Source organism: Campylobacter sp. MIT 97-5078, from assembly GCF_006864455.1.
Classification (GTDB): Bacteria; Campylobacterota; Campylobacteria; order Campylobacterales; family Campylobacteraceae; genus Campylobacter_D.
Genome location: NZ_QHLK01000003.1, coordinates 95,806 through 119,545 on the forward strand (window position 1 = coordinate 95,806; position 23,740 = coordinate 119,545).

Consider the following 23,740-nt stretch of genomic DNA (forward strand, 5'->3'; position numbering starts at 1 on the left):
AAAAACTTGCTTTTTGATTAACGTTGATTTCACACTTTTATCTTATAATACACCCTTTTATTTTTTAAAGGGAGTTTTGATGAAACGTTTTGAAATTTCTTGGCTAAACTTTGTTTTGCTAAATGCTCTTTTCATTACTTTGATGAATTTTCATCTTTTTGGTTTTATTTATTCAAATTTAAATGAAGATGCGAATTTGTGGCTTAAAGTTTCTTTTATGCTGATTTATTTTTCGCTTTTGGTGATGATTTTTGGTTTATTATTTTTGCCTTTTTTAACGCAGTTTTTTGCGATTATTTTTGTGTTAGTAACTTGCGTGAGTGCTTATTTTATGCACTTTTATGGGGTTATTATTGATAAAGATATGATACAAAATGCTCTTAATACCGATCAAAGAGAGCTTAAAGAGCTTTTTAATTTTACTTTTTTGTTTTGGATCATATTTTTAGGGCTTGTGCCGAGTTTTTTGATCTTAAAGTGTAAAATTCGCTGGGGGAAGGGGTTTAGACATACAGTTATTAAATTCGCCAGTATTTTTATCGCTTTGCTTGTCGTGCTTGGCTGTTTTTTACCGCAAAGTAAAACCTTGATCCCGTTTTTCCGCAATTATAATCAAGCAAGAGTGTATAATGCTCCTGTTTTTCAAATTTATTCTTTCGTGCGATATGTCAAACAAAAGGTCGTGAAAAAGCCTGAACTTAATATCATATCCAAAGATGCCAAACTTAGTGAAAATACAAAGAGAAAACTACTTGTTTTTGTCATCGGCGAAACAGCAAGAGCAGCAAATTTTCGCTTTGGGAACAAAAATCATATCAACGATACCACCGCTTATACTTCAAAATTAAATGTAGTGTATTTTACTAAAGTGAGTTCTTGTGGGACTTCTACGGCTGTAAGTGTGCCTTGTATGTTTTCAGCTTCAACGCGAAAGGAGTATTCAAGTTCTGAATTTCAAGAAAATGCTCTTGATATTTTGCAAAAAGTAGGGGTAAAAGTAAGCATTTTGGGCAATAATTCAGGAGGTTGTCAAGGAATTTGTAAAAGAATAGCCCATTCAAAATATTTTGACGCTGAATTTGATGGAGCTTTACTTGAAGATTTTAAAAAAGAACTTTTAAGTGAAGATGAACATGAGATTATCATACTTCATTTACAAGGCTCACATGGACCAACTTATTATAAACGTTATCCAAGCGAGTTTAGACGCTTTGAGCCAACTTGCGATACAAACGAACTTCAAAAGTGCAACAGCGAAGCTATCATCAACACTTATGATAATACCTTGCTTTACACAGACTTTTTGCTTTCTAAAATCATTACTTTGCTTCAAAATGAAGAACAAGAAAGCTCGTTGATCTATGTTTCAGATCATGGCGAAAGCTTAGGTGAGAATGGAATTTATCTGCATGCCATGCCATATGCTTTTGCGCCACTTGAGCAAACAGAAGTTCCGCTTATCTTTTACTCAAATGATACAACGCTTATGCAAACAGCAAAGACACATAGCAATTACACACTTTCGCATGATTATATTTTTAGCACTTTGCTTGGGTATTTTAAAGTGCAAAGCAAGTTTTATAATCCAAATTATGATATACTAAGCCCGCAAGTTAAGGAGGGGTTATGAAACCAAAATACAGCCTTTTTTCAAACACAAGCTACGCTCTAACTGGACTTTTGGCGATGATAAAAAATGAAAGAGCCTTTCAAATCGAACTTGTTATCATTATCCCAGCCCTTATCATCAGCTTTTTTTTGCCTGTAAGCCTTGAAATTCATCTTTTTTTAATCGCTGTTTTATTTTTCATACTCATCGCAGAATGCGTAAATTCAAGCATAGAAGCTTGTGTTGATCTTTTTACACAAGAATGGCATGAAAAAGCAAAAATCGCCAAAGATTGTGCCTCAGCAGCTGTTTTTTTAAGCGTGTGCCTTGCTGTAGGTGTTTGGGCTTTTGTGCTTTTTGCTTTGTTTTTTTAGCTCTAAATTTAAGCAAGTTATGCTACAATCTTACTTATGAATGGAAGAATGCAAAATTTATGTGCTGTGTTGCTTGGACGCAAACGTTTTGAAATCATAAAAATTTTGTGCCAAAGAGCCGATGAAAACGGCTTTGTTTTTTGTAAAATAGACGAGCTTTCAAAAGAGCTTAACATCTCAAAACCCACTATCATCGGCACTTTTGGCTTTTTAGAAGAAAAAAAGCTTTTCAAACGTCTTAAAAATGGCTTTTATCAGCTTAGATTGGATAGATTATGAAACTTACAAATCCCCTTGATATGCACTTGCATTTTAGAGATGAAGCTATGCTTGAGTTTGTTGCACCATTTTCTGCAAAGGAATTTAAGGCTGGAGTTATTATGCCAAATTTAGTGCCACCGCTGATTGAGTTAAACGCTTTAAAAGCTTATAAACAAAGGGTTTTAAATGCTTGCAAGCAAGAAGACTTTACGCCTTTAATGACACTTTTTTATAAAGCGTATGATAAAGCATTTTTACAAAGCCTAAGAAATGAAATTTTTGCTATCAAGCTATATCCAGCCGGTATTACGACAAATTCAGTCGGTGGGGTGAGTGCGTTTGATATAGATGAGCTTAAACCTACGCTTGAGGCGATGAGTGAGCTTGAAATTCCTTTGCTTGTGCATGGTGAGACAAATGATTTTGTGATGGATAGAGAAGCTAGCTTTGCTCCTATTTATGAAAAACTCGCCCTTCATTTTCCAAAGCTTAAAATTGTCATGGAACACATCACAACAAAAGTGCTTTGCGAGCTTGTTCAAAGCTTTGATAATCTGCACGCTACTATTACCTTGCACCACCTTTTACTTACGCTTGATGATGTTATAGGGGGCAAAATGCAACCTCATCTTTTCTGCAAGCCCATAGCAAAAAGAGAAGAAGATAAAGAAGCTTTATGTAAGCTTGCTTTTTCTGGTTTTGAAAAGGTAATGTTTGGAAGCGATTCAGCACCTCATCCACAACATGAAAAAGAATGCTGTGGCTGTGCGGCTGGGGTTTTCTCAGCTCCCGTGATTATAAGTGTTTTAGCAGAACTCTTCACAAAACATTCAAATTTAAATAATTTACAAAAATTCATCTCAAATAATGCCTGCAAAGCTTATAAATTAAGCTTTTCAAAAGATAAGATCATTACACTAGAACAAAAGCAATGGCAAGTGCCAAGTGTATATGAAAGTAAGGACAAAAGTCTTAAAATAGTGCCTTTTATGGCAGGACAAATCTTGCAGTATCAAGCCAAGCTAGAAGATTAAAAGTTTGAATTTTGAGCGTATGGTTTCATTGATATTTTGTGTGCTTATAAGCTTTTCAAGCCCCACCGGACCAATACCGCTCATCTTTAAATGCCAGCTTGCATTTTCTAAGGCTTCTTGAAGACTTCTTTTCACTCTTCTTGTTTCGCTAAAAATTTGCTTATAAAAAGGAATTTGACATTGCTTTAAAAAGCTTTCTAAGTCCTTTTTTCTTGGCTTTTTATTGTCGTGTTTAAAGGCTTTAAAAACAAATGTTAAAAAATCACTTTTTCTACTTCCTACGAAGTTAAGATACACTCTTTTAGGAGCAAGTTTGAGAAATTTTTGCATCAAAGCTTCATCTTCAAGGGCACTTGACATAGAAAGAAAAGCAAGATCATAATGTTGCTTAGGCACAAAGTCTTTAAAACTTGAGTGAATGTATGTGATATTGTTAAATTTAAGCTTTAACGCGTCACATTGTAAAATTTCAAGCATATTTTTCGAGCTATCAAGCGCATCAAGGTGTTTTGCTTTGTTAGCTAAATGTAAGCTCCAAACACCAGTGCCACAACCTACATCGATAATATGCTTATTCTTTAAGTCTATGTTAAGTTTGCTTAAAACTTCAAAGCTTTTCTTTTGTAAATGATTTAGTTTTGGTGTGTAGCGAGCATAGTGTTTAGCTTTTATATCCCATAAATTCATATTTTTCCTAAAAAATTTCATTTTCGTTTAAAAAATGATACAATAAATTTTTAAATTATATTTTAAAGGAAAAACAATGAAAATCAGCGCAAGAAATCAACTCAAAGGTAAAATCACAGAGATTGAAAAAGGTTCAGTTAATGCCATTGTAAAAATTGACATTGGTGGTGGCAATATCATCAGCGCAATGATCTCTTTAGACTCTGTTAAAGAACTTGACTTAGCCGTTGGCAAAGAAGCTACAGCGATTATAAAAGCGACTTCTGTTATGGTAAGTGTATAAATTTACTTTTTAAGATAAAATAAAAAAAGACAAAGTGAAAAAAATGATAGGTATTAAACTTATAGAACATATTTTCAAAGCCGCTTCAATCAGTCGTTGGAATGATTATCCTAGAATGGCGAATTTAGTTGAACTTGACAAGCAAGCTCATAAATTTATCATTGCGTATTTTATCGCCAAAATGGAAAAAAATGTCGATATGAGACGCATTATAGAGGCTGGAATTTTCGAGTTTTTAAGCCGTGTAGTTGTTACTGATATACGTCCTGATGTGTATCGTGAGATCGTCAAACAAAAAAAAGATGAGGTTAATGCTTGGGTTTTAAGCAAGCTTGAACCTATGATAGAAGGGCTTGAGGAGGGTAAGTTTTTAAAGCGTTTTGAGCATTATTTGCGCTCAGATGAATATGAAAAAGAAAAGCTTATCTTAAGGGCGGCTTCTTATTTTGCCACAAAGTGGGAATTTAATATCATCTATCAAACAAGTCAATTTTTAAGTGATATAGAAGAGATTAAAAGTAAAGTTGAGGAAGAGCTTGAGGATTATTACGAACTCATAGGTGCAAGGAAAATTGCCTTAAATCAAAAAATCGCTAAAATCATTGATCTAAGCGGCAGGCTTCGCTTTCAAAAGCGTTGGGCACAAACGCCTCGCATACCTGAAACTGCAGTGCTTGGGCATATGCTTGTGGTGGCGATTTTAAGCTATTTTTACTCGCTTGAGATCAAGGCTTGTGATACAAGGCTTGAGTATAATTTTTATTGTGCTTTGTTTCATGATTTGCCAGAAAGCTTGACAAGAGATATTATAAGCCCTGTAAAATACGGCATAGAAGGACTTCACACTCTCATAGGTGAATACGAGATGAAACTTATTGATGAGCGGATTTTGCCTTTTGTACCAATTGAGTTTAGGGCTGAATTTGCTTATATTTTAGGCATTCGCAAAGATGAAAATGGCGTATTTATCAAGAATGAATTTGAAAATAGGAGTTTTAAAAACAATCAAGTTGGCGTATGCAGTGGTAGCTTAGATTCGCTTAATAGCAATGAATACAAAGCCATTGATGGCAAGGCTTTAAAATATTGTGATAAACTAGCTGCTTTTATTGAAGCTGGACTTTCTATCAGTTATGGAGTAAAGTCAAAAGAGCTTGAGAGTGGTTTTTGGGATATGTATGATTTCTTTAAGGATTATAGCTCTATTAATGGCGTGAATTTTTTCAAAATTTGTGAAACTTTGATTGAGGATTTTAAGCTTACTCGTCCTTAAAGCTTGGCTCTTTTTTGTAAAAAACGCACAAAATAACGTTTGATAAAAAAGGGTAAAAATGCGTAAAGCTTTGCAATTAAAGCGATATGAAAAGGAAAAATAAATTTTTTCTTTTTGGCTTTTATGGCGTTTAGAATTTGAAAAGAGGCAGCATTTGCTTCCATCATCTTTAACTTTAAATGCTTGGTTAAATTAGTCTTAATAAAACCAGGACAAATGCAAGTAAAGCAAATTTCAGGGTGAGCTAAACTTAAAGCCTCGCAAAGTGCTGTAACAAAATGCTTTGACGCACTATAAGTAGGAGCATTTGGCAGGGCTAAAAGCGAAGCTATGGAAGAAACTAATACGATTTGTCCTTTGAATTTGCCCTTAAATTCTTGCTTTTGCATAGCATTTATAGTATAAAAGATGAGATTTGTAATGCCTAGAACATTGGTTTTAGCAATTTGAATTTGTTTTTGCTCGCTCTCATCATCACCGCTACTTATGCCAGCATTTAAGATAAGCAAGTCCAAAGGTTCTTTAAAAAGCTCCTCACACCATGCTTTACACGCTTTTTCATCGCACACATCAAAGGCATAAACAAAGGCTTTGCTACCAAATTCTTGCGCCTTAGCTTGCACCTTTTTAAGCCTTGTTTCATCTCTTGCGTTTAAAAAAAGCGTGGTTTTTTCTTGTGCTAAAAGTAGGGCAAGTTCTATACCTATACCAGAGCTTGCTCCAGTGATTGCGGCATTTGTGTAAGTTTGCATGGTGATTTCCTTTTTAAATCGTATCTTAACTTAAAAAAGCTTGAATTTGTTTTAAGCTTTATGTTATAATCTCATCTCATTTTAATTTTTAAAGGAAAAAAATGAAAAGGATTTTTAACTCTTTAGCTCTTAATGTTTTGACTTTAAATATAAACGACGAGATTCAAGCGATTTTCAAGCCAAGCAAGATTTTCGCGAACAAAATTAAAGTGTAAGTAAAATGATAACAAAAGAGAATTTTAAAGAAGCTCTACACTACTTAGGATTCCACTCCAATGGCACAACGACCTTTAAAAAAACTTATCAAAATAATGAAAATATCTTTATAAAAGTGGATCTTGCTAAAGATGAAATTCTTTATAATCCTAGAGATACTAGCTTTAAAGAGGGTGAGTATCCAAGCCAAGAGAGGCAAAGCAATGGCTTTATTATCCACAGAAACACCACGACAAACTTTTCAAGCAATGAAAACTTTGTTTGTCTTTTATGTGTTGATAAGCTTTTAAGCAAAGGCTATGCACCAAAGCACATTATCCTAGAGCCAACTTTCAAAGTCGGGCACAATCAGCAAGTCTATGGCGATATTTTGGTTTTAAATCAAAACTTTGAAAACCTCATTTTGATAGAAAACAAAACCGCAGGCAATGAATTTAATAAAGAATGGAATCTTACTTTAAAAAATGGCGGGCAGCTTTTTAGCTATTACGCCGTGAATAAAACGCCTTTTTTATGCCTTTTAGCTTATGATTTTGACGAGATAAACAAAATCACTTACAAAAGTCATATTATCGTTATGCAAGACAATCAAGAGCATTTAGAGCTAATCAATGCCAATCTTAAAGAGGATGAAAAAAAGCTAGGATTTGATAACCCCAAAAATGTCAATGCAAAAGATTATTATAATGTCTGGAATAAAAGCTATTCATTAAGCTTCACCACTAAGGGCTTATTAGAGGATAATGTCCAAAGCTATAATATAGGCAAAGAAAAATACAGCATAGAGGATTTATCCGTCGTGCCTTATAATCAAATCGCAAGCATTTATCACGATTTTGCGACTATTTTACGCAATAACGCCATAGGAAATTATGAAAACACCTTTTATATTTTAGTGGATTTATTTTTATGCAAAATCATTGATGAACTCGATCACGAAAACAATTTGCAATTTTATTACAAAGGCATAATGTATGATAGCCCACTTGATTATTGCGATAGGCTTTTAAATCTCTATGAAAAAGGCATAGAAAAACTTTTCAAAAAACAAGTCGTAAATATCAAAAAAGACCGCATTGAAGAAATCTTTAATGACACCAAAAGATATAAAGGCGCTTTAAAAAAAGAAATAGAAAAAGTCTTTACGATGCAAAAATTCTTTAATATCAAAAAATTTAATTTCCTTGAAGTAGAAAATGAAGAAGAATTTTATATTAATTTTAAAATCTTAGTGCAAATTGTCAATCTCATCCAAGATTTTAATATCTCCAAAAGCGAAAACAACCAATTCTTAGGCGACTTATTTGAGGGCTTTTTAAATCGCTCTGTGCATCAAACAGAGGGGCGATTTTTCACCCCAACGCCCATTACAAACTTTATTATTTATTCCTTGCCACGTTTAGCAAAAGATTCTAAAGTGCTAGATTTTGCCTGTGGAGCGGGGCATTTCCTCACAGAGTTTCTAGCACATAACAAAGAAGCAAAGCTCTATGGCATAGAAAAAAATAAAGACCTCTCAAAAGTCGCCACAACAGCGTGTATTTTTCATAATTTCAAAAATCAAACGAAAATCATCTTTCAAGACGCCCTAGATACTATCAAAAGCATTTATGAAAATGATTTTAGCAGCGAAAGTTTTGACTTAATCATTTCCAATCCTCCCTATTCTGTCAAAGGCTTTTTAAGCAATTTAGACGAAAGTGTTTTAAACAAATTTAGCCTTAGTCAATACATAGATTCTAAAAGTTATGAGAGAAATAACGCCATAGAATGCTTTTTTATCGAAAGGGCAAAGCAATTTTTAAAAGATGAGGGCATTTTAAGCCTTGTTCTGCCTACTTCTATCTTGCAAAAAGGCGGAATCTACGAAAAAACAAGAGAAATTTTATTAAAGCATTTTCAAATCCTTGCCATAGTAGAGCTAAACCAACGCACCTTTGGAAGCACAGGCACACAAACGATTATCATTTTTGCCAAAAAGATAAAAAAATTAAGCGATATTGCAAACTTTTTAAGAGAGCAAAATTATAATGACCAAAATTTAAAAGATGAATTTGAACAAAGCGATTTTTTACAAAAATATTGCGAATTTATGGCGTATGATTACACAGAGTTTAAAGCCTTTATGGGCGAAGATATTTTAAGCGAGAATCTCAAAAAAAGCGAGAGCTTTAAAAGCTATTTTGATGATTTCAATTCCACCAAGCCCAAAGTATTTAAAAAAGAAAAGCTTAAATCATACGAACAAGAAAGGCTTTTTGAACAATCAAGCTTTTTTGACAAAAATAAAAACACCAAAGAACAAAAACAAGCCCTAAAAGAATTTCTAGCAAGCCAAGAATACACAGAGCTAGAATTGAGCTTATGGTATAAAAAATTCTTAGAAAAGATTAAAGCTTTAGAAAATGAAAAAATGAACTATTTTAGCCTCATTCAAGATAATAATCTGATTTTAATCAAATCCCCACAAGACAACAAGGCAAATATTGTCAAATTCTTAGGCTATGATTGGAGCAATCGCAAGGGCGATGAGGGCATAAAATACCAAACGACAAAAGACACGAAAGATTTGCAAGATTTACAAGAGGAAAAAGGCGATAGTGATGAGGAGAAAAAAGAAAAAGAAGCCCTAAGAAACATCAATTCTATCAAATTCATAGACACGCCCCTTTATAACCCCAACGACAAAAACGACCCTACAAAGCTCAATTACGCTATCAAAGCCTTTATAGAAAATAAAGAAAATATGAATGAGATTATAAAACTCTTAAGCCCCAAAGAGCCAGATTCTTATACTATCGCTCTTGTCGCACTCAAAAATATGATAAATTTTTCTAGTGTGGAATTTAGCAAAGCAATAAGCCTTAATCCTAGCATTGATGACGAAGCTAGAAATATCTCAAATCCCTTTGTGAATTGTAAGTATGAGTTGGTAAATATTAATTCAATTTGTGAAATTGGTCGTGGCAGGGTTATAAGCCATAAATATATAGATGATAATAAGGGGGAATATCCTGTATATTCTTCACAAACCAAAGATGAAGGAGTAATGGGATATATTAATACTTATGACTTTGAAGGGGAATATATTACTTGGACGACAGACGGAATCTATGCTGGAACTTGTTTTTACAGAAATGGAAAATTTAACTGCACAAATGTATGCGGCACTTTAAAGATTAAAGATACCAATACCATACTTTATAAATTTATGGTGCAAGTATTAAATTTAGCAACACCTAATTATGTTGTTAGGGTAGCAAATCCTAAGCTAATGAATAATGTAATGGCTAACATTAAAATCCCCCTCCCACCCCTAGAGATTCAAAAACAAATTGTCCGCGAATGCGAAAAGGTAGAGGAACAATACAACACCATACGAATGAGCATTGAGGAATATCAAAGATTGATTAAGGCGGTTTTAGTCAAATGCGGAATTTGTGATTCTAATGCGTTAAAGGATATTTTAGGCGACTCAAGCACTAGCAGACGGGGGGGGGGGCTTAGCAGCTTAGATTCTATTGACAAATTTATCGCCGATATTCTAGCCCATATCCACGAGCTAGAATCAAGGCTTGATTGGGATTTGATTGCTAGTTGTCAAACTGAAGCGATAACCGAAGAATCTCGATACCACAATACCGCAGACACAAAAGAACTGAATAAACTTTTAGAATCCCTCCCTACCCTACCACCAAACGGCTGGGAAAAAGTAAGGATTTCACAAATTGCAGAAAAATTAACAGCAGGCGGAGACAAGCCCAAAATATTTTCTGAAACCAAAACTCAAGAATGTAAAATTCCAATTTATGCTAATGCGGTGCAAAATGAAGGGCTATACGGATGGACTAATCAAGCTACAATTTTAAAAAATGCCTTAACTGTTTCAGCCAGAGGAACAATAGGGTATGCGGTTGCAAGATTCGAGCCATTTTATCCAATCGTGCGATTAATTGTTTTGATACCAAAAAAAGAGTTGGTAAATTTAAAATTCCTAGAATCTTTAATCAATAATACAACAATTGAAAATAGTGGCGTTAATATACCGCAGCTTACCGTTCCAGAATTTTCAAGCCTACAAATCCCCCTCCCACCCCTAGAAGCACAGCAAAAAATCGTCTCTGTGATTGAGGAGATAGAAGCTAAGATTTCAAGCATTGATTCTAGCCTTGAAAGTTTAGAAAAAGAAAAAGCCGAGATTCTACATAGAACCTTAAACAACGACAAGAGAGAGAGAGAGAGAGAGAGAGAGACAAGGCGAAGCTTAAACTAATCTTAAAGCAGATTGCTGCATTGATTACTCAAAAAGCCTTTTGGCAAAATGGCTTGCAAATTGCACTAAAAAAGGCAGATATTTGCCATAGAGATTCTTCGCTTGTTTCACAAGCTAAGAACAACTCAACTTCCCCCAAACTTGACAAGATTATTTTAGAATCCCTCCCTACCCCACCACCAAACGGCTGGGAACTTAAAAAACTCGGAGAAATATTATCAAATTTAGAGAGCGGAAAAAGACCGAAAGGGGGAGTTGATAATTACACTCAAGGAGCTTTGAGCTTAGGTGGAGAGCATATTGATAACAAAAACGGGTTTATCAAGCTCGAATCTCTTAAATATGTGCCTTTAGAGTTTTATAAAAATTATGCCTTGCAAAATAAAGCCATTATAAAAGAAAATGATATTTTAATCTGTAAAGATGGGGCATTATCAGGAAAAATTGCTTTAGTTAGAAAAGAACTTACTAATCAAAAAGCTATGATAAATGAGCATATTTTTTTATTGCGATGTGAAAATACCATAGAACAAAAATATATATTTTATTACCTACATTCAAGCGATGGACAAAAAAGCCTACAATCAAAAGTAACTGGTTCAGCACAAGGTGGTATTAATCAAGAATCACTTAAGCAAATTTTAATCCCCCTCCCACCCCTAGAAGCACAACAAAAAATCGTCTCTGTGATTGAGGGCATAGAATCAAAAATTACCAATTTAGAGCATTTAACATATAATTTAGAATCAAAAAAGCAAGAGATTCTAAAAGAGGCTTTAGAATCTTAAGATTCAAAGAATGGCTTAGAATCTCATAAACATAAAATAAAAACTCCTAAATTATCTATTTTTTTTAAATCCCTTAAAATTTCTAAAACTTCTTACAAAGATTTCACTTAAGCCATAAAATAAATCAAGGCTTAACAAGAAAATGATTTTATGGTTTTGCTTAAACTCATAGTCTCTTTGCAAAACAAAAAAAGAAAAATCAAGCTTTATAACAAAGCTTGATTTGTAGTTTTATAAAGCTTTTTTGACTTCTTCAGCGATTTTTGTAAAGCCTGCACTATCATTCATCGCAAGATCAGCAAGGATTTTTCTATCAAGCTCAATGCCAGCTTTTTTAAGCCCATTCATAAAACGAGAATAACTTAGTCCATTTAGTCTGCATGCTGCATTGATGCGGATAATCCAAAGTTTTCTAAATTCACGCTTTTTGCGACGTCTGTCTCTGTAAGCATAGACTAAACTTCTTTCAAGTTGTTCTTTTGCTTTTCTAAAATGTTTGTGACGTCCGCTGTAAAAGCCTCTTGCAAGTTTGAGGATTTTTTTATGTTTTTTGCGTCTTACGACACCTGTTTTTACTCTTGCCATTTTTATTTCCTTTCATAAAGTGGCGTCTTTTTGATAAGAACTTGTCCTTGTCTCATAAAAACAAGGAGAGTTTGAATGACTTTTGTCAAAAACTTAAATTCCAAGCATTTTTTCAACCGCTTTGACATTGGTTGCATGCACATATTTTACGCCGCGAAGATCACGCATTCTTTTAGCTGGCTTTTTAGTCAAAATATGGCTTCTAAAAGCAGAGCCTCTTTTGATCTTGTTTTTGCCGACTTTAAAGCGTTTCACTGCACTTTTGACGCTTTTCATTTTTGGCATTGTATATCCTTGATATAAAATAAAGGTCAGGATTATAACTTAAAAAAGCTTTTTTTTCGCTGAATTTACTCGACTTCAAAGCTCACGCTATCACTTTGCCCGCTTGCACTCATCACAAAAAGTTCGTGTTCACCTTGAGTAAAATCAAGGCTTAAACTCTTTGTTTTTCCTTCAAAAATAAGCTTTTGATCAAGATACAAAAATAATTTTTCATCATTTAAATTTGCGAGTTTGATAATGATAGAATTTTTTTGGTTTAAATCTTTAGTGCGGATAAGTTTTAAATTCGAGTTTGGGTAAATAATTTTTACACTTTTTTCTTGTTTGAGCTTGACTTGATTATCATGTAAAAAAGCAAGGGCGTTTAAGGGCAGATCAAGTTTGATCCTTTCTTTTGCAAATTTAAAATTTTCATCTAAAGAGTGTAATTCTTTGCCCTCATACTCAAAAACTCTTTTTAAGAAAGGAGAAGTGCGTAAAATCTTAGCTTCTCTTGGAAAAAGTGTGCTTGAAGCTTGTGTTTTTAAATTTTCATCGTAACGATACCCTGTTAAAGCGTCGATTTTAAGGCTAAAAAGATCACTTGGAGGTGTAAATTCTAAACTTAAGTCATCAAGCTCGTCTAAAAGTTCAAAAAGCAAATCTCCAGCTATGCTTACGCCGTAAAGATTGGCATTAGCTTGTCCGTTAAAATTTCCCACCCAAACGCCAAGTGTATATTTGGGCGTAGCTGCCATAGCCCAAGCATCTTTCCTGCCATAGCTTGTGCCTGTTTTGTAAGAGATGATTTTTTCGCTTTTGTTATATTCTTCTAAGCCTACTCTTTTTAAGTTTTTAAGGCTTTGTAAGGTAAGATAAGCCGAGCCTTGAGTAAAAATTTGTCTTGCATTTGTGTTGTTTGAGTTTGGGCTAAAAGCAAGCTCTTTAAGTTTGCCATAATTTGCTAAAGCCAAATACAGCTTCATCATATCTTCAAGACTAAGTTCTTTAGTGCCTAGTATGAGGCTTAGTCCGTATTTTTTATAATCTTCATCGCTAAAATTTAAAAAACTTTTGAGTTGATAGAAAAACTTTTCATAGCCGTATTCTTTTAAAAGCTGAACAAAAGGGACATTCAAGGATTTGCTTAAGGCAAAATCAGCTCTGATTAAGCCATAATACTTTTTGTTTGCGTTTTGCGGAGCAAAGCTTGAGAAAAAAGTTGGCACATCAAGCACCAAAGAGCTTGGTGCGATAAGCCCTTCATCTATGCTTAAAGCATATAAAAAAGGCTTCAAAGTCGAGCCTACACTACGTTTAGCACTTGCACCATTGACTTGTCCTAAAGCAGATTCATCATAAAAATCCTGAGAACCTACATAAGCTAGCGTTTCATAGCTTTTTGTATCAGCAAGGATAATGGCAAGATTATTAATACCTTTTTGTTTGAGTTTGAGGCTAAATTCTTTTGCCTTTGTTTCAAATTTGATTTGTAAGCGTTTATCAATGCTTGATTTTATTTGTTTATTTGTATCATCAAGGAGTTTTAAAGCTAAATGAGGGGCGAGATTAGTTCTTGGTTTAAAGCTTGGCAAAGGCTCACTTAGTGCAAGCTTGAGCGTGTTTTCATCAAAATAATGCTTTGCATACAACCTGTGTAAAAGAGCATCTCTTTTAAGGCGGAGCTTGTTTTTGTTTTTTTCAAGGTTCATCAAACCCGGTGCATTTGGTAAAACAGCTAAAAGTGCGGCTTCGCTCCAAGTTAAATGAGCTGGGTCCTTATCAAAATAAAACAAAATCGCCGAATAAAAACCAACAAGATTGCCCCCATAAGGAGCGTTATTAAGATAAAGCTTGAGAATTTCATCTTTATTGAGGCTTTGTTCTAGGCTTAAAGCCTTTATCATTTCATTAAATTTATGCCAAAAAGTGCGTTCATTTTGCTCTAAAAGTTTGATAACCTGCATAGAAATAGTGCTTGCACCACTTTTTTTCTCACCTAAAAGGTTGTTTTTTAAAGCTCTTAAAATCGCAAGAAAATCCACCCCAAAATGCGAAAAAAAATTCTTGTCTTCATACAGCAAAACAGCCGTTTCAAGCTTTTTTGGTATGGTGTTAGCTTTTAAGTGCCATTGTTCTTCTTTGTTGATAAATACACTTAAGATTGCATCATTTCTATCGTATAAAACCTTGCTATATCTTTCTTCAAAGTCTTGTTGAAGTTCTTTTTCATCAAAGCTAAAAAAGACAAAAAGCACATAAACGAAAATGGCACAAAAAGCCAAAAGCAAAAGCTTAAGGCTCAATTTAACGTGAAACAATGACTTTTTTACCTTCGCCTAAGCTTTGATAAGTATTATCATACATTGCTTCTGCAAATGCACCACTTAAAGTAAATTCGCCCGGTGTTACTGCAGTGAGCTTGATGAAAAAGCTTTTTGTTTCACCGTTAAATAGATCAAAAAACCACATAATTTTATCATCTCTTATATCGATAAAATCAAGTTTTGAGTTTTTGGCAAATCGTGGTATGCTTGTATCTAAAAGCGTATTTGCCACTTCCCAGCCACTAGGAAGCACTTGGGTAAGAGCTAAATTTTGCACCGAAGCAGCGTTGTTTAGGCTCACATCAAGTCTCATATAAAAGTTTTGTGAGCTTTGAAGCTTGCTTTCATCGATAGGTTCGCCTTTTTCGTTATAAAAACTTCTTGAGATATTGATCTTATTTGCAAAAGGCTTACTAAGCTCAAGCTTAATGCCCTCAACGCCAAAATGTCCATATATGGTATTTTTAGCATTTAGCACAGCTTTACCCTCGCTAAACTCAAGGCTTTGTTTGCTTTCATCGAGCTGTAAGCTTTTATTTTGAGTGTTGTTTAAAAGCTCGAGTGTGCCTTGAAGTTTTCCTGTTTCATCATCTTTTTTATTTAAATTCGCTCCTTTGGCTAAGGCATAGAGCATATAGCCTGCATTTTGGGTGTTTAGATAAGTATTTGTGCCTAAAATTTCACTAAGTTCTTTAAATAAAGGCTCATTGATCTTGTTATAAATTTCTATATAAGAAGCAAGGATAATAGCCTTATCTCTTAGATCAGAGCCATAACTTTGTCGGTAAAAATCCTCGCTTGAATTTGGCATAAAAGAAGCATTTGCCACAAGTTTTAAAGCTATATCTTCAAGTCCAGCGAGTTTATAAGCTGCACCAAGTTGCCAAAGAGCAGTGTTATTTAACCTATCTTTGTACTCATACACGGCATTCATCGCAGCGATATTTGGCTCTTGTGCCAAGGCTAAAAGATATAAAGAATTCACAAGTATGGCACTATTTGTGTTGTAAAGATTATTTTCTACATAGTCTTTTTGGTATTCAAGCCATGCATTATACACGCTATTGCTGACATAAAAACCATTGTTTTTGGCTAAGATCATAAATAAGCCTGCGTAATTGCTCCCCCAAGCATTTGATTCTTTACCACCTTGCCAATATGCAAAACCACCATTAGCTGTTTGAAAACGTGTGTAGCGAGCAAGAGCAGCGTTGATATTGTTAATCACCTTTTCTTTGTTGATCTTTACACCAAGCTCATTTAAATAAAGCTGAGGTAAAACCGCTGAAGTAGTTTGTTCAATACATCCGTAAGGATAAGCGATGAGGTATTTTAAGCGGTGATTTAAATTTAAAATCGGTGTTGAACTCAAATCTAAAACAGCTTGCGTGCTTCCTTTAATGTAGCTTTGATCAATATAAAATTCTTTTTTTTCATTTGGCTTGATGATGAAATTTTCACCCTCGTAAGTGTAAGTGTTGATAGCTTTAACATCAACTTGTGTTGTATTTTTGAAATGATAATCCTTGCTTTTAAGTTCAAGTTCAAGCTCTTCAAGTCCTAATTTATCACCATTTACCGCGATATTAAAAATGATATTTTTAACCTTTTCATCGCCATTAAATGCAATTTGCACTTCTTCTTTATCAAGGCTAAGAAGTTTATTTTTGCTTTTAAGGCTCAAGCTTGCGTTTGTAACGTTTTCTTCGTTTTTAAATACTTGAGCTAAAAACTCGAATTTATCATTTATCCTTAAGCTTCTTGGAAAGGTTTCAAGCACGCTTACAGGCGCACTGACAATAATGTCTTTTTCCACGCTACCAAAAGCCTCACCATTGCTTGCTACAAGCATTACACGTACCGCACCCATATATGCAGGCATTTGGAATTTTAGCTTTGCATAGCCTTTTTCATCGCTTTGTATAGGAGCTTGATACAGCACCACAGCTTTAAACCTTTCTGCTTGCTCATCAGCCTTGTTTTTGTTTGCTCTTTTTGCTTTGTTAAAGCTAGCTTCTAGGTCTCCTCCAGTGCTTAGCACCTTTGAAACCTTGCCAAGTGTTTTGGCAATGATTTGTTCGTAAGTATCAAAGACTTTGAGTTTAAAGCCGGTTTTTGCATAAAAATATCCCCAAATATCTGGTGTTTCAAAATCACTCAAGCTTAAAAGCCCCTCATCAACTATAGCCAAAGTATAAGTGAAAGCTTTTTTGTCTTTGCTTTGGATTTCAAGCTCAAATTCGCTCTGCGGTAGAATTTTATCAGGTGCTTTTAAATCAAGCTCAAGCTTAGTAGCTTTATCTTCTACAAGCACAGGCACAACCCCAAAAAGCCTCAAGGCTCTGTCATTTTGCCATGAATTGTAATCTTGCAATAAAGAAACGCTTACATAGACATTTGGTGTATATTCTTTACCCAGTTCAAGTTCAAATTTCGTGCTTGCACCTTGAGGTTCTAAAACAAATTGCTTGATGATACCTTTGTTGTTACTTACCGTAACAAAAGCTTTTGAATTTTTTGTGCTTTCAAATTCGATTATAGCTTTTTCGCCAACTTGATATTTATCCTTATCGCTTTTTATTTTAAGGCTTGAGACTATATCAGCATTATTTACACTTCCCCAAGAACTCACATAAAAACGCTCACCGGTGCTTACACCGCTTTCATTATCAACTAATTCAACAAACATTTCGCCATAATAATCCTTGCTATCAAAGCTAAAACTTATCGGTTTATCAGAGCTTATAATCTCACCTTGTGCGATGATTTGGGTGTTTTTGTCTTTTTTGATAGAGCGTAAAAATTCGCTGTAATTATCATAGTCAAACCACCATGAAGAGCTATTTTTATAAATTTTATAAGTGATTTTTTTACCCTTGAGTGTGTTAAAGTTTAAATCACTTGCAATGACACTAAAGCTGATCTTATCACCGCTGTTAATATAGTAGTCTTCTAGCTCTTTAATGCCGATGAAGTATTTATATTTTTCAAGCTTCATTGTAGAAAGGGCTTTTGTGCTTCTACCGCCTGCTTCAAAGACTTCGCTTGTAAGCAAGGCTTTGAAATTTGTTCCTTGTGTGTTAAGTATAGTCTCATCAAGTGTAATGCTTGAACTAAGTTTTCCATTTTCATCAAGCACGCCATCATCGTCTCTTGAATACTCGTTGATATAAAGGCTAGGATTTTGAAAAATATAATTTGTAAATTTTGGATTTTTGTAATTATCTTTGATGATTCTTAAAAGCGTTTTTGTTTTAAGATTAGCTGCAGGAGCACCAAAGAGATATTTTGCTTCTATGTCATACTTAAGTTTTGAGTTTTTGTTTATATCAAGGCTTTCTTCATTGTTAAGCTGCACGGCTATGCGGTTTGGAGCTAAGGTTTGCACTAATATTTTATGTGAAAAAGTTTGTGAAGCAATATCAAATTTAAGCTCATAAATCCCAGTAGCTGCATCTTTTGCAAGCTTAAGTTCTTGATAAAACATACCATTTGAGCTTGGACTTAGCGTGATATTGCTCAGTAAAGTGCTTGATTGTGGATCTTTAAAGCTTTTTAAAGTGATTGGGTGGTTTATCATCGCTCTTTTATTTCTTGCGACGATGTTTAAATGCACACTATCGCCGGGTCTATACACGCCCCTATCTGTGTAGATAAAAGCTTCTATCAAACCTGCTTCTTGCACGCCACTAACATCAAAGCCGTCAGTTGAAAGTGGATTTGATAGTCTTAAAATACCAGCTTCCTCGCCCTTGCTTGCGATGATAAAAAGCACGTCTTGTTCTTTTGCATCAAGCACGGCTTGTCCTTGCACATCGCTTATAGCACTTGCGATGACTTGATTTTTGCGGTTGATAGCTTCTATTTTTACGCCATTTAAAGCGTTTAAATTCGTGTAGTTATTTACACGCACAAAAATTTGATCATTAATCGCCTCAGCCATAATACCAAGATCAGAAAAAACAAGATTTTTACTCACTATAGCTCTTTGGTGAAAAAAGCGATCTTTCTCCCAATCCTCATAACCTTCATCTTTAAAAAAACTTGGAAACATAAGATCTTCTTCTTTAAAACTCAATTCAACGATAAAAGCTCCTTTTAGATTTTTAAGAGCGTCAAGCTTGATTTCATTTTGCATCCAAGTATTTGGCTGTGCGTCAAGTTTAAATTCTTTTTCAAGCACCAAATCACTTGTATAAGTGGTATCATTTTCTATATCGCTTGAGTCAGGGCTTAAGCCTTTTTTGCTAGTAAAGTTTTTGTATCTTAAGTATTCGTGCAAGGTATTAGCATAAATTTGATACACTTTGAGCCTTGCTTTATTGATATTTAGGCTTTTAAAGGCGATCTTTTTATCAGCAAGGCTTGGTAAAAAAATCCCATCGCTTGAAAAGCTAATCGAAGGGGCTAGGTAACCAAAAGAGATATTTAGACTTGTGCTTTCTTCAAGTTTTGTGTTTTTATTTGAGCTAAGATTTGAAGAAAGTGTGATTTTATAATTATTTTGTGGTAAAAATGCAGCATTTATTTTAAGTTTATTACCTATAGCAAAGGCTTTAAAATCGATCTTTGGCTCTATGCTGATAAGATTATTAAAATTTTGTTTTTCATCTAGAGCTTGAGAAAAGTCAAGTTCGATTTCATCGTTACTATTTTTACTATTGATGAATGCAAATTTGTTTTTTGATGGGCTGTTAAAATGAAGATTCATATCTTCTTTTAAACCAAGTTTATCGGCTTTTATGTGAAGTGTGAATTTCAAAGCTTTATCACTTAACTCAAAAGCTTCACTTTGCAAGCTTATAAGTCCTTGATTGACATCTTGCAAGAAAAAATCGATCTTTTTTCCATCTTGAGTAAGACTGATACTTTGGGCTAAAATACTTTGATTTAAGTCTTCAAATGAGCTTTTTAACTCTATAAAAAGCGAGCTTTTATCTTCGTTCTTGCTAATGAATTGCGAATTTTCAAGATTTAAATTCATATAATCCGTCTTAAATTCAAGTTTTACAGGGATATTTGCTATATTAAATTCAATCTTATAATTTTTATTTGGTTCGAGATTTGGGTATAAAATAAGCGTTTGACTTGAGTCAAATTTGATATCAATCTTACTTTCTTTGCCATTGATTTTTGCATCAATGCTGTTTTGCCTTAAAACTTCTTGATCTAAATTTGTATTAACAAAGCTTACAAAAATACGATCATAAGCTTTTACCACACCGCTTGTTTGAGCTCTTATCAATTCAGAAGAATTTTCTTTACAAGCTATGAATATAAATGTCAGCAAAAATGGTAAAATAAACTTCTTAAGCATAGTTTTTTCCTTGAAAAATTTTTCATAATTGTAGAGAAAAAAGCTTAAAAATTATTTTGTCTTTTATTATGTTTTAAAATTTTGATAAAAATTTAACAAAGTTAAACAAAAAATGATGTATAATGAAATCGATTAATTTTTTTTCAAAAGGAGAAGAAATGAGAAAAGTGTTAGCAATTGCGGCTTTAGCCTGTGTAGGAATTTCAGTTTACGCTGCTGATGGAGCGACACTTTATAAAAAATGTGCGGTTTGTCATGGAGCAAAGGCTGAAAAAGTGTATCTTAACAAAGTTCCGGCTTTAAGCTCTATCGCAACAGCTGAGAGACTTCAGTATATGAAAGAATATTCTGAAGGCAAGAGAAATGCTTATGGACAAGGTGCGATTATGAAGCTCAACCTTAAAGGCTTAACTGAAGCTGATTTTAAGGCGATTGAAGCATATATTGAAACCCTTAAATAAGCCCTTTTTTCAAGCAAGGAGTTTTCCCTTGCTTTCTTGCTATTTTTTCTTATGAAACTTTTTTCTTGAAATTTTATTTTAACATCTTTTAAATTTTTCTTGTATTGTAGCTTTAAAAGCATGCTTTTCACTCACGATAAAAAGTGAAGGAGGAGAGTTATCGTGAGTATATTTGTAAGCTTTTTAAATCAAAGTTAAAAGTTATATCTTCCTTCAATAAAGAAGGTTCTTCCTTGTCCTACTAAATAGCCATATCCAGCGATCGCGGCAGTTTTATCTGCGTTATAGTAATCATAGTAAAAAGTATCAAAGACATTTCTCACACCAGCACTAAGACTGACTTGCCCTACTTTCGTGCTTATGCCTATGTCGCTTAAGCTATATGCTTTCAAGCTTTTATTTTGTCCAACTACTTTTTGTTTGCCAAAAAAGGCATTTTGCACCCATATGCTCGTATCTTGCACTACTTCTACACTTGCTTCTAAAGTGGCTTTATAAGTATATACATTTGGGATTTTTGAGCCACCTTTGATTTTTGCATCAACATAGCTAAAACTTTCATTAAGGCTTAATATTCCCAAGAACTGCTCACTTGCGACTTCAAAACCATAGCGTCTTGTTTTATCATAGTTGCCATACTCTACGCCTGTTGGCGAGTGAGCATTGCCTATGGTGTAAAATTCATTGCGAGTTTGGGTATAAAATACCGAGCCACTAAGTAATCATATCAAAGAAAAAATCCTTTAAGCCAAGTTCAAAAGTATCGTAAGTTTCTCTTTTAAGATCGGTTGTTTGATAAACTCTACCATTGCGTCTAAGCATAGAATTTGGAGATAAAGAGAAATATCCTCTTTCGTATTTTGCATACATTGTGCCTGTGTCTGAGTATTTATAACTTGGGGTAAGTTCAAAAGCGAAATTATGAAGATTATCTGTAAGAGAGCCATTTGTCCCATTGCCTGAACTGATTAAAGCTGTGCTTGGGAGTTGGGTGTTGCCGCCGCCTTGACCACTTGGAATCTGCATCCACAAAGCTGTGCCATTTGTAGCATATAAGCCACCATTTGTGCCATAATTTACATTTATATTATAATGAGCAAATTCGTAACGCCCTCCCCCAGTAAGTGAAAATTCATCTGTAAAATCGTATTTTTCGATCATATATAAAGCATTTGTCCATTTATTACCCTCAAAAGGAATATTAAATTTATGATCGTATGTTAAAATCCCATTATATTGAGCAAAAGTTCCATTGGAAGTTCCAATAATAGGCAATCTATTTGTCGCACTACCTAATATGCGTTGATTCATCGTTCTTTTTGACATTTGATATAAGGATTCAAAACCAGCTAAAAACTTGCCTGTGCCGTGATCGTATTGTAAATTTGTATGAAAACCTATCTTTTGATCATCAAAAAAAGATCCACTTTGATCAGCTGCTGTATTAGCAAAGTTCATACCATATTGGTTGTATTGACTCAGCCTCGTTACAGAATTCTTATAATTTATCCTATTATAATGATAAAAAATCTTAGCATCAAATTTCAGCTCTTTGCTGTATTCGTTTTCATAGTCTAAGCCTGTTGTAAAGCGGGTTTGCTCGTTGTGAAGCCTGCCATTGCCTCGTCTTTGTCTATCATCTTTGCTAGGATTTGCGTTGTCTAAAAAAGAATTATTCGGGCTTGTGTGAATGCTACCTTTGAAAAAATCAGCATCAAGGATAATGCTCTCACCCGGATTGATATCATATAAAATGCCAAAATTTCCTTGTCCGCCACTTGTTTTATCATAAGATCGAGGTCCTCTTTTATTGATCAAAGCCGCACCGACATTTACATGTGTATTGTCAAATTTATCCCCATACCTTACATCGGCGTTGTAATTATTACCAAAAGTAGCACTATTGTGCGAGAAATTAAGTCCAGCACTTAAAAATGGATCATCAAAACGTCTTCTTGTGATGATATTAACCACTCCTCCTCTTGTGCCATTACCATAACGCACCGCCCCACCACCAGGTAGAAGTTCAATCTCTTCAATAGAGCTTGGTGCAAGCGTGTCTAAAGGCGTTACCCCATGTGAAGAATCAAGCATATTTGCATACACTCCATTAATCAGCACTTGAACACTGGTATTTGCCTTATTACCTTGCCCTCTTAAATCTAAATTTGAACCTAAACCAGTGTTAGAAAGATTGATAAAAGGCATATATCGAAAAGCACTTTCAGTATCTTTATATGCTTTATTTGAGAGGCTATTTTTGTCTATAGTATAGACATTGCGGTTCAGTTCGTCAAGCTTTGAAATCACACTTGATCCAGAAATCACGCTTGCATCAAGTCTATGCAGTGTCTCATCAGCCAAAGCAACGCTAGGGTAAGCTATAACGCAAGCAAATGAAAATAAGTATTTTTTCATTTTAAGTCCTTTCTTTGTAAAATAAAAGTTTGAGTATAATATAAAAAGGATTAAATTTAAATTAAATAAATAGTTATTATCATTTATAATATTTTATAAATGATAACCTTGCTTTAATACAATATCTTAAAATTATAGGAAATAAAAAACCTTAAAAATTTATCATTGTAAGGAGTAAGATAATCTAAAGAAAACTAAAATTGAGAAAATTGAGATATTGTTAAGTATTTATAAGCTTTTCAAGTTGAGCTAAATTTTGCATTAAAGCATTTTTGTTTTGCTCTAAACTGAGGTGTAAGTGAATGAAAAAAGGATTTATCCTTGTTTTTATAAGGCAGGCTTTGCCTTGTATAAATTTAACTGCAGTGCTAAATTTCTTTGGAGTTTTTAAAGAATAAAATTCATCTTGACTTAGCATTTTATCATTTTGTAAGGGTATTTGACTTATAAACAAAACACCTACAAAAAAGCGGTTTTTCTCATCTTTAAATAGCACATCATAAAGCTTGAACTTTTTAAATTCAAAAGCATTTGCGGATTTAAATTCGCTTAGCTTGAAATTAAAAAGGCTTTTAAATTCCTTTTCTTTTATGCCTTCATTTGTAAAATTTGCTTCATTTTCTTTTAAAAATTCCTCAAGTATGAGCTTTTCAAGTTCTATTTTTTCATCGATAAGCTTTTTTTGAGCAAAAATTTTGCTAATAAATAAGCGATAAACTCCATAGCCAAACAAAACCCCACCAGCAAAAGCAAGCACAAAATCCTGTGAAACTTTAATTAAAACCATAAAGATAATAAAGCCTTGAAAAAAGGCAAAA

General features: G+C 33.9%; 18 protein-coding genes. 9 read left to right on the forward strand and 9 right to left on the reverse strand.

The genetic code is table 11. From position 1 onward, the window contains the following. Nucleotides 1-79 precede the first annotated feature (79 nt). Genes DMB91_RS02580 through pyrC form a run of 4 tightly spaced genes read left to right on the forward strand, consistent with a single transcriptional unit; the run spans nucleotide 80 to nucleotide 3,278 of the window. Complete coding sequence (locus DMB91_RS02580) at nucleotides 80-1,630, forward strand: phosphoethanolamine transferase (protein WP_034905760.1); 1,551 nt, start codon at nucleotides 80-82, stop codon at nucleotides 1,628-1,630. Then, nucleotides 1,627-1,983 (forward strand): diacylglycerol kinase, encoded by a 357-nt coding sequence (locus tag DMB91_RS02585; RefSeq protein WP_034905761.1) that lies wholly within the window; start codon nucleotides 1,627-1,629, stop codon nucleotides 1,981-1,983. The genes DMB91_RS02580 and DMB91_RS02585 overlap by 4 nt, the downstream gene beginning before the upstream one ends. 48 nt (nucleotides 1,984-2,031) lie before the next feature. Beyond that, nucleotides 2,032-2,262: an ArsR family transcriptional regulator gene (locus DMB91_RS02590; protein ID WP_409513460.1), complete on the forward strand. Its 231-nt coding sequence runs from the start codon at nucleotides 2,032-2,034 to the stop codon at nucleotides 2,260-2,262. Next, a complete protein-coding gene (pyrC, locus tag DMB91_RS02595) occupies nucleotides 2,259-3,278 on the forward strand; it encodes a dihydroorotase (RefSeq protein WP_034905763.1) in 1,020 nt (339 codons plus the stop codon). The genes DMB91_RS02590 and pyrC overlap by 4 nt, the downstream gene beginning before the upstream one ends. Here the strand turns inward: pyrC and DMB91_RS02600 are convergent. After that, the gene (locus DMB91_RS02600) at nucleotides 3,267-3,965 is read right to left on the reverse strand and encodes a class I SAM-dependent methyltransferase (protein ID WP_034905764.1); all 699 of its coding nucleotides are present in this window, start codon (nucleotides 3,963-3,965) and stop codon (nucleotides 3,267-3,269) included. The two genes, pyrC and DMB91_RS02600, sit on opposite strands and share 12 nt — an antisense overlap. A 76-nt stretch (nucleotides 3,966-4,041) precedes the next feature. Between DMB91_RS02600 and DMB91_RS02605 the strand changes: the two genes are divergently transcribed. Then, complete coding sequence (locus tag DMB91_RS02605) at nucleotides 4,042-4,248, forward strand: molybdopterin-binding protein (protein ID WP_034905765.1); 207 nt, start codon at nucleotides 4,042-4,044, stop codon at nucleotides 4,246-4,248. Nucleotides 4,249-4,291: 43 nt separating this feature from the next. Further along, the gene (locus DMB91_RS02610; protein ID WP_143116794.1) at nucleotides 4,292-5,521 is read left to right on the forward strand and encodes an HD domain-containing protein; all 1,230 of its coding nucleotides are present in this window, start codon (nucleotides 4,292-4,294) and stop codon (nucleotides 5,519-5,521) included. Here the strand turns inward: DMB91_RS02610 and DMB91_RS02615 are convergent. After that, a complete protein-coding gene (locus DMB91_RS02615; protein ID WP_034905766.1) occupies nucleotides 5,518-6,273 on the reverse strand; it encodes an SDR family NAD(P)-dependent oxidoreductase in 756 nt (251 codons plus the stop codon). The two genes, DMB91_RS02610 and DMB91_RS02615, sit on opposite strands and share 4 nt — an antisense overlap. A gap of 220 nt (nucleotides 6,274-6,493) precedes the next feature. On the opposite strand from DMB91_RS02615, the gene DMB91_RS02620 reads away from it, so the two are divergent. Continuing rightward, nucleotides 6,494-10,762, forward strand: a complete 4,269-nt coding sequence (locus tag DMB91_RS02620; protein ID WP_185900253.1) for a restriction endonuclease subunit S — start codon at nucleotides 6,494-6,496, stop codon at nucleotides 10,760-10,762. A 20-nt stretch (nucleotides 10,763-10,782) separates the two neighbouring features. Next, on the forward strand, nucleotides 10,783-11,550 hold the full coding sequence (locus tag DMB91_RS02625; protein ID WP_185900254.1) for a restriction endonuclease subunit S: 768 nt from the start codon (nucleotides 10,783-10,785) through the stop codon (nucleotides 11,548-11,550). A gap of 231 nt (nucleotides 11,551-11,781) precedes the next feature. On the opposite strand, the gene rplT is transcribed toward DMB91_RS02625, so the two are convergent. From rplT to DMB91_RS02645, 4 genes are all read right to left on the reverse strand, one after another. Further along, nucleotides 11,782-12,135, reverse strand: a complete 354-nt coding sequence (gene rplT, locus DMB91_RS02630; RefSeq protein ID WP_034905868.1) for a 50S ribosomal protein L20 — start codon at nucleotides 12,133-12,135, stop codon at nucleotides 11,782-11,784. 93 nt (nucleotides 12,136-12,228) lie between these two features. After that, the gene (gene rpmI / locus DMB91_RS02635; protein ID WP_034905871.1) at nucleotides 12,229-12,420 is read right to left on the reverse strand and encodes a 50S ribosomal protein L35; all 192 of its coding nucleotides are present in this window, start codon (nucleotides 12,418-12,420) and stop codon (nucleotides 12,229-12,231) included. 65 nt (nucleotides 12,421-12,485) lie between these two features. Beyond that, nucleotides 12,486-14,720, reverse strand: a complete 2,235-nt coding sequence (gene pbpC, locus DMB91_RS02640) for a penicillin-binding protein 1C (RefSeq protein ID WP_231549681.1) — start codon at nucleotides 14,718-14,720, stop codon at nucleotides 12,486-12,488. Next, a complete protein-coding gene (locus DMB91_RS02645; protein WP_034905873.1) occupies nucleotides 14,707-20,043 on the reverse strand; it encodes an alpha-2-macroglobulin family protein in 5,337 nt (1,778 codons plus the stop codon). Before DMB91_RS02645 ends, pbpC begins: the two co-directional genes overlap by 14 nt. A gap of 158 nt (nucleotides 20,044-20,201) precedes the next feature. Between DMB91_RS02645 and DMB91_RS02650 the strand changes: the two genes are divergently transcribed. Next, nucleotides 20,202-20,504 carry a c-type cytochrome gene (locus tag DMB91_RS02650; protein ID WP_034905875.1) on the forward strand — a complete coding sequence of 101 codons (303 nt, stop codon included), beginning with the start codon at nucleotides 20,202-20,204 and terminating at the stop codon, nucleotides 20,502-20,504. A 194-nt stretch (nucleotides 20,505-20,698) separates the two neighbouring features. On the opposite strand, the gene DMB91_RS09055 is transcribed toward DMB91_RS02650, so the two are convergent. From DMB91_RS09055 to DMB91_RS02660, 3 genes are all read right to left on the reverse strand, one after another. Further along, entirely contained in the window at nucleotides 20,699-21,175 is a 477-nt protein-coding gene (locus DMB91_RS09055) for a TonB-dependent receptor domain-containing protein (protein ID WP_260604871.1), read from the reverse strand. A gap of 43 nt (nucleotides 21,176-21,218) precedes the next feature. After that, the gene (locus tag DMB91_RS02655; protein ID WP_260604870.1) at nucleotides 21,219-22,922 is read right to left on the reverse strand and encodes a TonB-dependent receptor; all 1,704 of its coding nucleotides are present in this window, start codon (nucleotides 22,920-22,922) and stop codon (nucleotides 21,219-21,221) included. Nucleotides 22,923-23,142: 220 nt separating this feature from the next. Next, nucleotides 23,143-23,709, reverse strand: coding sequence for a hypothetical protein (locus DMB91_RS02660; RefSeq protein WP_143116796.1), 567 nt, complete (start codon nucleotides 23,707-23,709; stop codon nucleotides 23,143-23,145). Nucleotides 23,710-23,740 lie beyond the last annotated feature (31 nt).